Below are 15,142 nucleotides of genomic sequence, written 5' to 3'. Positions count from 1 at the left end.
AAAATTTAAGATATGAGTCGTGGAGATTATTCCCGAGGAGGAAAAAATAGTGGAAGACAAGAAGGAAAATCAAAAGGTAAACCAGATGGCAGAAGTAATGCCTCAATGAAAAAGAAAGGAACTACACCTAAGAAAAAACCAGATTCTGATGAGATCAGACTTAATAAGTTTGTAGCTAATTCAGGTGTTTGTTCTAGAAGAGAAGCTGATCTGTATATTCAGACAGGAAGTGTATGGGTTAATGGAAAACCTATTACAGAGATGGGATATAAGGTAAAGTTAACTGATGAGGTAAAGTTTGATGGAAGATCGATTACTCCTTATAAAAAAGAATATGTACTGCTTAATAAACCAAAAGGTTTCGTCACTAGTACCAGCCCTGAGAAAACTAGAACAGTAATGGATCTGGTGGCTAATGCTTCTAAGTCTATACTGAAACCTGTAGGTAGATTAGAACGTAATACTACTGGATTGTTATTATTTACAAATGACGTGGATTTAGAAAAAAAATTGACACACCACAAAAGTGGAGTTAGAAAGATATTTCATGTAGAATTAGAACGTAATTTAAAATTTGAAGATTTTCAGAAGATAGAGAAAGGAGTTAAACTAGAAGAGGGTTTTATAAATGTAGATGAGATTTCTTATATAGAAGGTAGTTCTAAAAATGAAATAGGAATTCAATTACAATCTTCTAAGAATGGGATTATTCATAAACTTTTCGAACATCTTAATTATAGTGTAGTTAAATTAGATAGAGTAATTTTTGCAGGATTGACTAAAAAAGATCTACCTCGTGGTCATTGGAGAATACTTACAGAACAAGAAGTGATTAATCTAAAGATGATGTAAAAAGTAACATGTTTTTATAGAATTTTATTAATCTAAAAAAAAAAGCAAAGAGGTCTTCTCAATTATAGAGAAAACCTCTTTTTTTACTTATTCTCTTATTGCTACATTACGATTGGGGTGTATATAGTATTGTATAAAAGTTTAACTACCTTATATGTAATGATAGACTATCATTGTATTTTTTATAGCAATTGTAGGTTAAAAGGGGACAAAAAAAGACAATTTTAGGGCTTCACTAAATAGAAAAACTAAGCAATAGAAAACAAATAATATGTTTTTTTATTGGTGACATCTAATATAAATTCTTAAAAATTTATAGAATGTATATACTTGTATAAGTGTTATAAATGGAGTGTGTGTAAAAATGCATATAATGTAGGTTTTAGTTCATTTGGGGCGCAAAATTAATGGTTTTTTTAATTTAAAGGCATGAATATTAGAGATTAACTAATAATTAGGTTTTTATTAACGAATTTAATAAATAGTTATAATGATGTGAATTGTTGTTTTTTGATACATAGATCTTTAGAGATTTTTTAATTGTTAAATATTGAAATGTAAGTAAAAATAGCTCTAGTTATAATATGTACTATAGTATAGTCTATATAGAGTGTATGATTTTATCTGTTAAAGGTTAGAAACACTATTTTTTAATTTAGAGCTGATACATTTCATGTAATTTTAAGTTAGTAATATCCCAAAGATATATGGTTGCATTTGTGTGTGCTGTATAAATAATTAGAATTAACTTTTAATTATAATGATACAGGTAGTAGTGTATATATCAGAGTATTTTTAATATATTGATCTACTACTGTTTATTGTATTTATACTCAATAAAATCCTTCATAAGGAGATAGGTGATTTTGCTTTTTTTTAACGAATAGGATATTAAGCTAAGATTTCATTAAAATTATTGTTTTTTTTATAGACATTTTCAAAATAAAACTGAATGTAGAGTTATATGTTTTGAAATTCAATCGAATTGAGTACAAGTACTTCGTTTTAGTTTTACAACAAAAAATTACCTATTCTAAAAATCTTATTGGGTTATTTTTAAATAGTATAAACTTTTTTTTACGAAATACTTCTAAAACTTCTTTGATAAAGAATATGAAAACAAAAATATATTCTAATCCTACCATCCATAAATTTTCTTTAAAATCAGAATGGATATAAGCTGTATAACTAAAGATAACTACAAAAGACCAAACAATAGGAAATCGGTATTTTGTAAAGAGACATAGTGATAGTGGCACAGCAATATACCACGGATGTACTGTGGTTGATAGAAAATAGTATGTACAAATACCTAAAAGCATACCTGTTATTAGTTGCGGAGTAGTTTTGTTATTTCTAACAAAGGTTATTCCTAGAAGGATAATGAATATTACTAATGGTAGGATCTTACCTGCGGATTGGATGATATTCCATCCTACAACCTGATAACCGATCCAACGAATAATAAAATAGATACTGGCATTAAATTCAAAGTTTTGAAACCAAAGACTAATGGTTTTACTAAAATTGGCTAAGAATTCTTCTGATAAAAAAGGAGCAAATGTTAAAAGAACAGTAAGAATAATGATGCTATAAAATCCTATTAACCTAAATAGTCCTATGGCTAAACTATCTGTATTTTTCTTTTTTTCTTTGTGGATTACAAATTTTTGAAAAAATATAGGTAAGAACATTAATGGAATGAGTTTTACTGAAACAGAAAGTGCTAGAATAATGGCTGCCCAATACCAATATCCTTTATGTAAAAGATATAAAGACCAAATGATAAAAAATATCATAATAGCTTCAAAATGAAGATTTCCTGTTAATTCTATAATGATAAAAGGATTAAGGATATACCAGAAAATTCTTTTTTCTGGAAGATTAAAGGATTGCAATAGTTTTTTTCCAAAGAAAAACGTACCGATATCAGCTAATATAATAAGTGCCCTAAATACGATAGCAGATCCTAAAATACTTTTACTGGCAAATAAGGCTGCGAGAGCATAGCATAATTGACTTACAGGTGGATAATTGGTATAATGACTGCCATTGAGTGTTCCCATTCCATTGTAGAGTTCCTGAGCTTGGGAAATAGGGATATTGCCTTGTTCTATCCATGTTTTTGGTAAGGATAAGTATGGATTGAAGCCCTCGAATAACATACGTCCATCCCAAATAAAACGATAAAAATCTTGTGATAAATTAGGAATTGAAACTATAAAAACAATTCTAAAGAGTAGTGCCGAGACAGCTAAAATTTTCCAATCATTAGAGTTGAGTTGAATGATTTTATAAGAAATAAAGAAAACTACAGTCCAGAGACTAAACATCTTAAAGAAATCAGTTCGATCTAATTGATAGGCAAAACTCCAATAAAAGAGAATGCCTAGTATAATAAAAAATATAGAAAATTTATTATGTTTCCATTGCTGAAACATTATAGCTTTGAGGTTACGGATTTAAAAAACACAAACCCAAACCCTAGAAATAACATAATATGAAATAGAAATAACCCAAAATCCTGAAGTTTAAAAGCACTATACAATGCAAAACCAAAATACCCCATAAGTAATGCTTCTATAATGGTATTTCCAGAAATATTTTTATTTACATATTTATTACCCTTCCAAGAATCTTTTAAGGTATTGATATTAAATTTTGGAGTCCGTACAAACTCGCTTTTCTTTCCAAAATGCCCCTCTAGAACTGCCATAGAATTATGAACAGAAAACCCCATTGCTATAGAGAAAAAGGTAAAGAACATCTTTATATATTCCATAAAATTCCAAAACCCTTTACCATGTATCTTTTTAAAAGTATGCCAGTAACAAAAGAAAAAGATAACTGTACTCGTAGCAAAAAATGCAATTACATTAAAATACCAACTAAATAAAGGATTATTGTTCTTAATATACATTACAGGGACACTTAGTATTGCAACTAATAATACTAATAAAAACATGCTGCTATTTAATAAATGAAAAAAGCTATGAAACTTAGTTTTAAGAGGCACTGTTTTATCTCTAATCATTTTCCAATATAATTTCTGGAAATTTTCTGCAGCACCTTTATTCCATCTAAATTGTTGTGATCTAGCGGCACTAATAACTACAGGTAACTCTGCAGGGGTTTCTACTTCTTCAAGATATTTAAATTTCCATTTTTTTAGCTGTGCTCGGTAGCTTAAATCTAGATCTTCGGTTAATGTATCTCCTTGCCAATTTCCTGCATCTTCTATACAGTTTTTTCTCCAAACACCTGCCGTACCATTAAAGTTAATGAAGTGATCTTTATAATTACGACCTACTTGTTCCATTGTAAAATGAAAATCTAAAGCAAATGCTTGTATCTTAGTAAGCATAGAGTAATCTCTATTAATATGCCCCCATCGAGTTTGTACTACCCCTATGTTATGATCTTTAAAATAAGGAACTGTTTGTAATAACCAATCTTTTCCGGGAAGAAAATCAGCATCAAAAATAGCAATAAACTCACCTTTAGCAATTTTAAGACCTTCTTTTAAGGCGCCAGCTTTAAATCCAGTTCTATCTTCGCGACAAATATGTTTAATATCTAAACCTGTTTTCTGTAATTTTTGGATATGCTTTTTAGTAGAAATAACAGATTCATCTGTAGAATCATCTAACACTTGTATTTCTAACTTATCTTTTGGATAGTTTAATTCTGCAATATTATTCAGTAAACGATCCATTACATACAATTCATTAAATACTGGTAATTGAACTGTTACATTAGGGATTTCTTCTTCTTTAGAAAAATCAAAAGTAGGGGAATCATCCGGTTTCTTTCGAGATTTTAAATAATTGAAAAGAAGATTTAGTTGTGCCAGACTATACATAAATATGATGAGTAAGGCTAGTGTATAGGTAATGATGATAGCAATATCCATTATGTAAAGCTATATTTAAAAATCCAACTTAAAATCTTAATGCCTGCAAATATAGCACCTTTTATAGTTCCAGAAACCTTTGAGACACCGATTCTCTTTTTATAATGCACAGGCACTTCAGTATATGTATACTTTTTCTTTAGTGACTTTAATTGCATTTCTACTGTCCATCCATATGTTTTATCTACCATTTCTAATGCCAATAGCTTATCGTATTTGATTGCTCTAAAAGGTCCAAGATCGGTAAATTTTGCGTTAAAAAAAAGTTTCATTAGCTTGGTTGCTAGCCAATTGCCAAAAATCTGAGGAGTTGTCATAGAGCCTGGTTCACGTAATTGTTTAACTCTAGCTCCTATCACCATATCGATATCATTACTAAGTATTGGATGTACAATCTGAGTGAGTTCGGAAGGAAAATCACTATAATCTCCATCTAAAAACACAACAATATCAGGTTTTGTGTCTTTTAGCGCTATGTATTCCATTCCTTTGAGGCAGGCATAACCATATCCTTTTTGTTTTTCTTTCAATACTGTTGCTCCTGCGTTTTTAGCAACATGTTCTGTATGATCAGAAGAATTATTATTTACCACAATAATTTCTGAAACAATATCAGGAATCTCTTTGATTACATGTGATATAGAATCTTCTTCGTTAAAAGCAGGTATGATAACGTCTATAATAGGATACATTTATAGGGAAGCATTAGGGTTGTCTTTTTTAAAACTAGTGATATCGGTCCACTCACCGGTTTTATTATTATTGATATATCGCTCGGCTTTAAAAAGTTTATTGTTTTTATACACTAGGCAAAACCCTTCTTTTTTGTTGTTTTTATATTGATATTTTCGTGTTATTGAAGGTGCAATATCGTAAATAATCCACCATTTTTCTGCTTTATTGTTTATAAAATGACCTTCTTTAATAACTTTTCCATTTAACGAATAAAAATACCAATATCCCTTTTTTTTATTATGAAGATAATGACCTTCCATAGAAACTTTTCCATTAGGGTGATAGAAATACCAAAATCTCATTTTCTGATCACCTGATTTCCAACCTTCAGCTTTAAGAGAACCATTCGTATAATATTCATAGTGATATGTGTATTTAGAACTAATTTCATTTCCTGAAAAAGAACACATTACTATAAATATTAAAAACTTGTACATTATTAAAAATGAATTTCTTTAGGACTTAGACGTAGATAAGTTATGATACCAACAGATAAATATGTTTTTTTTTATTACTAACGATACTTCTACTATAAAATAATTATTATAGGTATTAACTACAGAAGCTAATATGTTGTCAATATTTTTATTATATTTAATAGGAATCACGAACCATCAAAAAGTGTTTTTTTTCATATTTATTGGGCTTATTCGAATGAAATAGTTTTTATGGGTAAAAAAATAAGAAAGAAATTTAATAATATTTTGTTTGACAAAATATTAGTTCCTGTTTTATTTATTTTTATATGTACCATTATACATGGTATAATAGAATATTTTAATGCTGGAATTAGTCTATATTTTGTTAGAAATGGAATCATTTTCTTAACTATTATAATATGTTATTTATTATATAGACGATCTGTGATTACTAGATCTTTTCTATTAATTTTTTCGATATATGTTATCGTGATAGGGATATTATTTACCTTTTTGTTAGCATATAATAATCCTAATTTTTTATTTGAAATTACATTTCTTAAAGCAGAATTGATCTTAATGCTATTTATTTTTGCAATCGGGATGTTGATACATTTTAAGCATATTATTTTTTTGGTTGGATTCAATATTATTTTTTCAATCGTTTGTTATACTACAATAGCAAAAAATTATCCTATAGAAAACTTTTTATTTATTGTTATGCTTGTATCTGGATCAGGAATGATTACCTATATTATCAAACGTAATTCAATGGAATTAGGATGGAATATAAAGCAGAAAAATAAACTGATATTACTTCAGAATAAAAAGCTTAAAGAAATGAATAAATCTAAGGATCAGGTTCTTAGAATAATAGGGCATGATTTAAGAACTCCTTTTCATCAACTTAAAGAGTTGATTAGAATGATGAAAGAGGTAGATAATGAACAAGAAAGAATAGAAATAGAAGGATACATTAAAGAATCTGCAGATAAAGGGAGTCAATTACTAGAAGATTTATTAAGTTGGGGAAAAACATATCAGAATGAATCTAAAATAGTGTTGGTAAAAATGTCATTATATGAGATAATAGAACGTGTATTTGAGTTTTCTGATCAGGAAAGGAAAATGAAAAAAATCAGTCTAATCAACAAATTGTCAGCAGATATAGAGTTTATGATTAATCCTATCATGATGGAAACAGTTTTTAGAAACCTCATATCTAATTCAATTAAATTTTCCCATCTACGATCTAAGATTATAGTGTCGGGCAAACAGTTTGATGAGAAAATAAAAATTTCTGTTAGAGATACTGGAGTAGGTATGACTAAAGAATATATTGATCAACTTTTTTTGCAAGACCAAAATATTTCTACACTTGGAACAGATAATGAAGAAGGGATTGGATATGGTCTTGGAATCACTAAAAAATTAGTAGAAAAACAAAATGGAATATTAGAAATCGAAAGCAAACCTAATAGAGGAACTACCATACACATGTGTTTTCCGTTATACTCTGAATAATATTAATAGAATTTCTTAAAATTTATGCTGCTTTTTTCTGGTATATATTCAGAACGTATATAATTTGATAAACCAATTTTCTAAAGTTATTGATTTATAAGACAAATGAATCTTAAATTACCTTGAAATAAAAATTTCTCGAAAGTTTAAGATTCATTTGAATAGTGTTATAAATTATTTTTCTTTTTAAAAAAATATTTATGCTGATATATATGGTTTATTTTTTATTTACATAATCCATTAAATCTACATCATTACCCAATAGAATTTCATTAGAATTAATACGTCCATCGAGTTTATCATTTTCTAATTTTAATACTCCTCTTGGACAAACAGCAGAACATATTCCACAACCTACACAACTAGATCGTACAATATTTTCACCCTTTTGGGCATAAGATCGCACATCGATCCCCATTTCGCAATAGGTAGAACAATTACCACAAGAAATACATTGTCCGCCATTGGTAGTGATTCTAAATTTAGAAAATAATCGTTGTTGAAATCCAAGAATAGCAGCCATTGGGCAGCCAAATCTACACCAAGCACGATTTCCTAAAATAGGATAAAAACCAGTACCTATAACTCCTGAGAATATAGACCCAATAGCAAATCCATATGTAGATCTCAGTGTTTCTGCTTTGATAAAAAAGATTTCCCCTCCATAGCCAAATATATGAATACCAATTAATAAGGCAATTACTGTAAAATATCCTATTGCACCATACCGAGCATCTTTTCCTAGCTCTTTTCTTTTAAAAATCATAACTCCAGCAAAAACAAGTGTTAAGAATCCTGCAACACTTAGTAGAAACACCCCTTTAGTTAACCAATATTTATCAGGATCATATCCAAGGTAGGTATAAATTACTGCAGTAGTCATTACTACGGCAAATACTAAAACAGTATGGATTAACCAACGTTCTAACTTCCATGCGCTTAATTTTTTGCTAGATAATTGTCTAAAAGAATCTCCAGCAGTTTCTGCTAATCCTCCACATCCACAAACCCAAGAGCAATACCATCTTTTACCAAACTTGTATGTTAATATAGGAGTAATAATAAATATAGAAGCAATTCCGAAAATTAATAGTGCTAAACCTACATTACCAGCATTAATAAATTGATCTATTCTATATTGTTCAAAATTATAGTAATTAAGAGGCCAAACATTTTTTAAATCGTAGTAAGGTAATTTAAAAGTATCAGAATTTAATCTAGCCATAAACTCAGGGATCAAAAATGCAAATCCCAATTGAAAAAACATAACCGATATTGTACGTATTTGTTGATAACGATTATGTCTATATTTTAGAATAAATTTATACCCAAATGCAATAATTGCAACAGTATATAAGGTTCCATAAACAAACCATTGGCTAGCAGGATTACCACTTAGGAGTTTGCTTAGCGGATCAAATAAAGCTACTAAGCCTGTATTGGCTTCTCCATTAGTTCCTAGTCCTAATAACTCTGCATAAAAATAGAGTACGATATAAAATGTAGTTAATCCAACACCCGTTAACCATCCTAAAACACCACGAGAGGATATAGATGTAAACCAAACACCATCATTTTTGATTCCTTCTAATTTAGTTAGATAAGCATCATTAGCAAATAATATAGTGCCTATAGTGATTAAGACCAGTGCTATAGTTAAAAACACACCTTGATTAGGGAGATTGATATTACATAAGGCAAGAATTAAAATAAAGAATCCAATAAGCCCTATAGCCGATGCTACTTTTTGTTTTATGCTTAGCCCTTTAGCCTCAGGGCTAGCAAGAGACATGCTATGATCTAATTTATTACTCATTATTAGTTTTTTTTTTGATTAGCCTTTTACAGGTTTTAAAAAACCTGTGAGAGGTACAATTTTATTTTTAAGATGTTTGAAACTCCATTTTTTTATAAGCATTAAGAATTTCAGATTCATATGGAGCATAGAATTCTGGATCAAAATTAGCTTCACTTAGATGTTGCATTACATAATCAACATCTCTTTGTTCGGTTAGCCATCTATCAAACACTTCATGTCTCATTCTAATTCCGAATGTGTTTATTCCAAGAAATTTTTTAGTTCGTTTATGATAAGAGACGGTTATGCATTTAGTATCATCGGCATGTATCCAATGAAACTGTTGTTCATATTCTTTAGGTTTACCAAATACCCAACCATAGGTCTGGTATTCGATATCTAAGAATTTGGCACTATTAAACCAATGTCCAGGTTTATACTCAGTTTTATTACCACATATAGTTTGCGCTACAGTTTCTCCCATCATACGACCAGTATACCAGACAGCTTCTATTGGGCGACGATTACCAATAGCCTCATGCTGTTCTGCACAATCTCCTATGGCATAGATATCCGGAATATTAGTTTCCAGAAATCTATTTACTTTAACCCCTCGTCCTAACTCAATACCAGAATCTTTTAAAAATGTTACATTAGGAGATACCCCTGCTGTTAATCCAACAACATTACAATCAATAATTTCTCCAGTTTCTTGGATAACTATAGCTTTAGCCCTACCATTATCATCGGCAATGATTTCTTTTAGATTTACACCTAATCTAAGGTCTATATGATGATTTTGGATATGTCGATTGATCATAGCACTTTCACCGGCAGGTAATACACCATTCCAAAAACTATTTTCTCTAACCAAGAATGTTACAGGGATATCACGAGAACGTAGCATTTCTGCTAACTCTATACCAATTAACCCACCACCTACAATTACGGCTCTATTGCAGACCGTATTATTTGGAGCATAATTTTCTAGCTTTTCTAAATCTTGTTTATGATACATCCCTAGAACTCCATTAAGATCTTGACCAGGCCATCCAAACTTATTTGGTTTAGAGCCTACTGCAATAATAAGTTTATCATAATTCATGACCTCTTTATTAGTAAAAACCAATTCATTAGCTTGATGATTTATCTTAGAAACAAAACCTTTTTTTAGCTCTATTTTATTCTTTTTCCAAAACCAATTTTCATAAGGTTGTGTATGTTCAAATTTCATATGTCCCATGTATACATACATAAGTGCGGTACGAGAAAAGAAATAATCGGTTTCTGCAGAGATTATAGTAATTCGTTTATTAGACATTTTGCGTATATGTCTTGCCGCAGTAATTCCCGAAATTCCATTTCCAATAATTACAATATGTTCCATAAAAAAGATTTGTTTTTGATACTAATTAAGAAATGACTACTTCATCAAGTCTGTCGTACATAAATATAAGAACTTAAGCAGTTGTATTAATTTAGAATCAGTCTAAAAAAAATGAACTTTTGTAAGGTTTTTATGATTTGTCGGACGAGAGTTTTAGTGTAGAACAATATTATGTATAGATAAAATAAAACTAAAAAAGATTTGTAAGCAGATGATCTCTCATTCGACTGACTGTCCATTATCTAGATAAGTTTTGAAAGTTTTTGAAGAAAACATATATAGCTAATTTAAAAACTAAAATTTATAATAAATTGTAATATGAAAAAAATAACAATCTTGCTATTAATTCTCTTTGTTCAATTTGGATTTTCACAGGATACCAAGGATTTTTTTGCTAAATCAGATCATTTTTTTAAGACATATGTATCTAATGGAAGAGTACGTTATAAGGCAATTAAGAAAGATCCATCTTCATTAGAAGAATTATTGGAAATGGCAGCAACAATAAAGGTTGCTAAAAATCAAGTTAAGACATACCAAGCTTTTTATATTAATGCTTATAATTTAGCAGTGATTAAAGGTATAATTGATCAATACCCAACCAGATCTCCTTTAGATAGTAAAGGTTTTTTTGATAAAATAACTTATGTCTTAGGAGGTAAAAAAACGACTCTTAATGATTTGGAGAATACCACTCTTCGTAAAAACTTTCCGAATGAGGCTCGTTTTCATTTTGTACTAGTATGTGCGGGTTTAGGATGTCCTCCTATTATTAATTCGGCATATAAACCTTCTATATTAGAGAAACAATTGCAGAGCCAGACAGTTAAAGCATTAAATAATCCTAATTTTATAAAAGTAAAAGGGAAAAAAGTACAGTTGTCACAGATATTCGAATGGTATAAAGAAGATTTTACTCGCCACGGATCAGAAATTGAGTACATCAATACGTTTAGAAAAGAGAAAATACCATCAGGAGCTAAAATATCTTACTACCCTTATGATTGGAGTTTAAACCAAGTTAAATAATCATACTAAAATAAGGAAACCAAATACTAACCTGTTTTAATACTAAATACCCAATATAAATAATGAAATATAATAGAAATATAATAGCGATACTTTTACTAGCACTAACAGTTACATCTGTTTTTGCACAAGAAGAGAACGATGTAAAATCTAATATTCAGGAGTTTACACCATCTAAACTGTTAAAGAAAGGACAGTGGGATGTGAAGTTTTTTAATAGCATTTATACACAGACAGAGCAAACAGATTCGGGATCTAAATCCCAAAAAATAGCTAGACAAACGTTTTTTACGAATACTACAGAAATTTATACAGGAGTAAGTACTACCTCTAGGATTAATGTTGGACTAATTTTTCAGGTACGTGCTAATACATATGGTGGAGCAGGAGCATTAGAGGTTTTGAATTTTAAAGATAATACTACAGATGCCAGAAGTGGATTAACTACAATTGCACCATCGATACGAGTACAACCATTTAAGAGTATTAGTAATTTCTCTTTTACCAGTTCATTATACCTACCCGTTTTTAAAGATGTACCGAATGCACCATATCTTGATAAGAGAAGTTTTTTCTGGGAGACTAAGTTTTTCTATGATAAGACATTTGGAGGAGATAAATGGCAAGTTTTTACCGAAGCTGATTTAGGATTTAATTTTGGAGAAAAATCAAAAGAAGCAAACGCAGCAGAATCTAATATTATTGAGCGTTTTGCAAATAATAGTTTATTTGTACCGGTAAGCGCATTTTTAAGTTATTTTCCTTCTTCAAAATCAACACTTTTTGTAAATGCACAACAAGCATTTTTAATAGACTTAGGGAATGATTTTGCGCAGAATTATACACAATTAGGACTAGGAGGGAAGTACCAATTAACGGATATATTTAACTTAGAAGCATCTTTTGGTAAAATAGTTAGAGGAAATAATTTTCAAGGACTTGGGCAAACATTTAGTTTAGGAATCAGAGCATTGTTCTAAAAAAAATAAATAGAAAAATTGTACTTTTCGGCAGTAACAAAATAAAACAATTGAAAAATTGCTATGAAAAAGATTTTTGTACTACTGCTGTTAAGTACTGTTTTTATAAATTGTTCTGGGCAACGAGCTAAAGTAAACGGAATTAGTTTTGTAGCCTCTCCAAAAGAGATTACCAGTACAGAGATTGATCCCGTTGTAAAACTTAATGCTAATTGGGCTGCAGTAATGCCTTTTGGATTTGTGAAAAGTCTACATACTCCAAGTGTAGTTTTTAATATCGAGCAACAATGGTGGGGAGAACGAAGAGAGGGAGCTAGAAAAACTATTGAATTACTAAATAATAAAGAGGTTACTGTAATGTTAAAACCTCAGATTTGGGTATGGAGAGGAGAGTTTACAGGTAATATTACCATGAAAACCGAAAAAGACTGGAACATATTCGAGAAATCATATGAAGATTTTATAATGCTATATGCAGCACTGGCAGAAGAAATGAAAGTACCATTATTATGTATTGGTACTGAGTTGCACACATTTGTTCAGAAAAGACCAGAGTTCTGGAAACAATTAATTAGTAAGATCAGATCAGTATATAAAGGGCAATTAACCTATGCAGAGAATTGGGATCAATATACTAAAGTACCATTCTGGGATCAGTTAGATTATATAGGCATAGATGCCTATTTTCCTATTTCGGAGCGTAAAACCCCTACAGTAGAAGAACTTAAAAAAGGGTGGAAAAAATATAAAAAAGCTATTATAGCATTACAATCAGAATTAAAAAAGCCGATCTTATTTACCGAATATGGATACCGAAGTATTCATTTTACAGCAAAAGAGCCTTGGGATTCTAGCAATGTAACAGAGAATATTGATCTACTAGCACAGCATAATGCCTTAACAGCGCTATATGAAGAATTCTGGGACGAACCTTGGTTTGCAGGAGGATTCCTCTGGAAATGGTATCATAATCATGATGAGGTAGGAGGTGAAACAGATAATCGATTTACAATACAAAATAAACCTTCAGAAAAATTAATAAAAACATTTTATTCTATAAAAAAATGAATCTTAAGCCTGTTATTCTAATCTTTTTGTGTATTTCTTATTTTGGTTTTGGGCAAGATAAACTTATTTCAGAATTAATAATCCAAGGAAATACCAAAACTAAAACCTCAGAGATTATAAAACTGACAGATATTAGGCAAGGAAATATTCTAGACTCTATAGTTCTCGAAAAAGATATTAAAAAATTAAAACGATTACCCTCTATTGCACATGCCTATTATCAGGTTAATGAAGAGCAGCACGGTTATAAGGTAGTATACGGTATAGAAGAAAACTTTACTATTATCCCTTCAGCTAATATATATACCACCAATAATGATGAGTTTGCTTTTAGGCTAGGATTGTATGAATTTAATTTCCTAGGGCGCAATATTACAATAGGAGCAACATATCAAAATGATATTTATAATTCTTATGGGGCAAATCTCAGAGCACCATTTTTATTTAGTAAAAGAATAGGGCTAGCGTTTAATTATAGTAACCTTACGACACAAGAACCTGTATTTTTAGATAGTGGAATAGCGGATTATAAATATAATAATACCTCCTATGAAGCCTTAGGGTTATACCAATTTAATGTTCAGAACCGTATGGAGCTAGGAGTTAATTATTTTAATGAAGCATATACTTATAAAACAGGAGCTACAGAAGAAGGAATACCACAAGATTTTAATGTAAATAAGCTGTTATATAAACTCATTTATGAGTATAATAATCTAGATTATGAATACCAATACGTATCCGGTTTTAAGAGCATACTAAACCTACAATATGTGGTAAGTACAGAAAATGTTTTACCAGATTTTGTAATCGGATGGAATGATTTTTTATATTATAAAAGAGTAGGGAAGAAAGGAAACTGGGCATCTAGATTACGGATGGGATTAGCAACCAATGACAATTCTCCATTTGCGCCATTTGCAGTAGATAATAATCTTAATGTTAGAGGAGTAGGGAATACAATTGATAGAGGAACAGGGGTAGCTGTTCTTAATACAGAATATAGACAAACCTTATATGATAAAGATTGGTTTGTCTTACAAAGTAATGTTTTTGTTGATGTAGGGAGCTGGCGTAATCCAGGAGGAGATTTTGATGACTTTCTAGATTCTAAGAATGTTAAGCTATACCCAGGAGTAGGACTACGATTTATGCACAAGCGAATTTTTAATGCCATTTTTAGAATCGATTACGGATATGGAGTTACTAAAGATGCTACTAATGGATTCGTATTTGGGATAGGGCAATATTTTTAAGCAATAGTACATATGCCATATGTTATTTTATAAAGAACATGTTCCAGCCACATACCAATATTACAATTGGAGTTGCTAATAATAGACCTGTGCGGTTTTTAAAACCGCACAGGTCTTATTTTTTGTAGATACCAGAATATCTCTTCCTAAAAAAATAGTACCAACATATTTGTATTGGATA

12 protein-coding genes are annotated in these 15,142 nt (G+C 30.1%); 6 read left to right on the top strand and 6 right to left on the bottom strand.

What is annotated here, in order from left to right; translation table 11 throughout:
- Nucleotides 1–12 precede the first annotated feature (12 nt).
- Nucleotides 13–852 carry a pseudouridine synthase gene (locus N456_RS04795; RefSeq protein WP_062054475.1) on the top strand — a complete coding sequence of 280 codons (840 nt, stop codon included), beginning with the start codon at nucleotides 13–15 and terminating at the stop codon, nucleotides 850–852.
- A gap of 1,028 nt (nucleotides 853–1,880) precedes the next feature.
- Here the strand turns inward: N456_RS04795 and N456_RS04790 are convergent.
- The 4 genes from N456_RS04790 to N456_RS04775 are packed head-to-tail and all read right to left on the bottom strand — an operon-like array spanning nucleotide 1,881 to nucleotide 5,937.
- Nucleotides 1,881–3,293: an MptA/MptB family glycosyltransferase gene (locus tag N456_RS04790; RefSeq protein ID WP_062054473.1), complete on the bottom strand. Its 1,413-nt coding sequence runs from the start codon at nucleotides 3,291–3,293 to the stop codon at nucleotides 1,881–1,883.
- The gene (locus tag N456_RS04785; RefSeq protein ID WP_062054471.1) at nucleotides 3,293–4,765 is read right to left on the bottom strand and encodes a cellulose synthase family protein; all 1,473 of its coding nucleotides are present in this window, start codon (nucleotides 4,763–4,765) and stop codon (nucleotides 3,293–3,295) included. The genes N456_RS04790 and N456_RS04785 overlap by 1 nt, the downstream gene beginning before the upstream one ends.
- Nucleotides 4,765–5,457 carry a glycosyltransferase family 2 protein gene (locus N456_RS04780; RefSeq protein ID WP_062054469.1) on the bottom strand — a complete coding sequence of 231 codons (693 nt, stop codon included), beginning with the start codon at nucleotides 5,455–5,457 and terminating at the stop codon, nucleotides 4,765–4,767. Before N456_RS04780 ends, N456_RS04785 begins: the two co-directional genes overlap by 1 nt.
- A complete protein-coding gene (locus N456_RS04775; protein WP_148639189.1) occupies nucleotides 5,458–5,937 on the bottom strand; it encodes a toxin-antitoxin system YwqK family antitoxin in 480 nt (159 codons plus the stop codon).
- A 231-nt stretch (nucleotides 5,938–6,168) separates the two neighbouring features.
- Here N456_RS04775 and N456_RS04770 point away from each other — a divergent pair, with 231 nt between their 5' ends.
- Entirely contained in the window at nucleotides 6,169–7,443 is a 1,275-nt protein-coding gene (locus tag N456_RS04770; protein WP_062054464.1) for a sensor histidine kinase, read from the top strand.
- A 217-nt stretch (nucleotides 7,444–7,660) separates the two neighbouring features.
- On the opposite strand, the gene N456_RS04765 is transcribed toward N456_RS04770, so the two are convergent.
- Together N456_RS04765 and N456_RS04760 are read right to left on the bottom strand one after the other, a co-directional pair.
- The gene (locus N456_RS04765; RefSeq protein ID WP_062054463.1) at nucleotides 7,661–9,259 is read right to left on the bottom strand and encodes a 4Fe-4S binding protein; all 1,599 of its coding nucleotides are present in this window, start codon (nucleotides 9,257–9,259) and stop codon (nucleotides 7,661–7,663) included.
- Between the two features lie 67 nt (nucleotides 9,260–9,326).
- A complete protein-coding gene (locus N456_RS04760; protein ID WP_062054461.1) occupies nucleotides 9,327–10,628 on the bottom strand; it encodes an NAD(P)/FAD-dependent oxidoreductase in 1,302 nt (433 codons plus the stop codon).
- Nucleotides 10,629–10,946: 318 nt separating this feature from the next.
- On the opposite strand from N456_RS04760, the gene N456_RS04755 reads away from it, so the two are divergent.
- The 4 genes from N456_RS04755 (at nucleotide 10,947) to N456_RS04740 (ending at nucleotide 14,961) form a co-directional block, all read left to right on the top strand.
- Nucleotides 10,947–11,657 (top strand): DUF547 domain-containing protein, encoded by a 711-nt coding sequence (locus tag N456_RS04755; RefSeq protein WP_062054459.1) that lies wholly within the window; start codon nucleotides 10,947–10,949, stop codon nucleotides 11,655–11,657.
- A 62-nt stretch (nucleotides 11,658–11,719) separates the two neighbouring features.
- The gene (locus N456_RS04750; protein WP_062054457.1) at nucleotides 11,720–12,637 is read left to right on the top strand and encodes a hypothetical protein; all 918 of its coding nucleotides are present in this window, start codon (nucleotides 11,720–11,722) and stop codon (nucleotides 12,635–12,637) included.
- Between the two features lie 63 nt (nucleotides 12,638–12,700).
- Entirely contained in the window at nucleotides 12,701–13,705 is a 1,005-nt protein-coding gene (locus N456_RS04745) for a glycoside hydrolase family 113 (RefSeq protein WP_062054455.1), read from the top strand.
- Complete coding sequence (locus N456_RS04740; RefSeq protein ID WP_062054453.1) at nucleotides 13,702–14,961, top strand: POTRA domain-containing protein; 1,260 nt, start codon at nucleotides 13,702–13,704, stop codon at nucleotides 14,959–14,961. The genes N456_RS04745 and N456_RS04740 overlap by 4 nt, the downstream gene beginning before the upstream one ends.
- Nucleotides 14,962–15,142: the final 181 nt, after the last annotated feature.

It is taken from the genome of Aquimarina longa SW024, assembly GCF_001401755.1.
GTDB lineage: Bacteria > Bacteroidota > Bacteroidia > Flavobacteriales > Flavobacteriaceae > Aquimarina > Aquimarina longa.
Note: the sequence above shows the minus strand (reverse complement) of the source record. Positions and strands in the feature narration are given on the sequence as shown.

What these genes read in the sequence shown, in the direction of transcription:
- N456_RS04795 (WP_062054475.1), top strand. Translation starts at nt 13, where the DNA reads ATGAGTCGTGGAGATTATTCCCGAGGAGGAAAAAATAGTGGAAGACAA.
- N456_RS04790 (WP_062054473.1), bottom strand. Translation starts at nt 3,293, where the DNA reads ATGTTTCAGCAATGGAAACATAATAAATTTTCTATATTTTTTATTATA.
- N456_RS04785 (WP_062054471.1), bottom strand. Translation starts at nt 4,765, where the DNA reads ATGGATATTGCTATCATCATTACCTATACACTAGCCTTACTCATCATA.
- N456_RS04780 (WP_062054469.1), bottom strand. Translation starts at nt 5,457, where the DNA reads ATGTATCCTATTATAGACGTTATCATACCTGCTTTTAACGAAGAAGAT.
- N456_RS04775 (WP_148639189.1), bottom strand. Translation starts at nt 5,937, where the DNA reads ATGTACAAGTTTTTAATATTTATAGTAATGTGTTCTTTTTCAGGAAAT.
- N456_RS04770 (WP_062054464.1), top strand. Translation starts at nt 6,169, where the DNA reads ATGGGTAAAAAAATAAGAAAGAAATTTAATAATATTTTGTTTGACAAA.
- N456_RS04765 (WP_062054463.1), bottom strand. Translation starts at nt 9,259, where the DNA reads ATGAGTAATAAATTAGATCATAGCATGTCTCTTGCTAGCCCTGAGGCT.
- N456_RS04760 (WP_062054461.1), bottom strand. Translation starts at nt 10,628, where the DNA reads ATGGAACATATTGTAATTATTGGAAATGGAATTTCGGGAATTACTGCG.
- N456_RS04755 (WP_062054459.1), top strand. Translation starts at nt 10,947, where the DNA reads ATGAAAAAAATAACAATCTTGCTATTAATTCTCTTTGTTCAATTTGGA.
- N456_RS04750 (WP_062054457.1), top strand. Translation starts at nt 11,720, where the DNA reads ATGAAATATAATAGAAATATAATAGCGATACTTTTACTAGCACTAACA.
- N456_RS04745 (WP_062054455.1), top strand. Translation starts at nt 12,701, where the DNA reads ATGAAAAAGATTTTTGTACTACTGCTGTTAAGTACTGTTTTTATAAAT.
- N456_RS04740 (WP_062054453.1), top strand. Translation starts at nt 13,702, where the DNA reads ATGAATCTTAAGCCTGTTATTCTAATCTTTTTGTGTATTTCTTATTTT.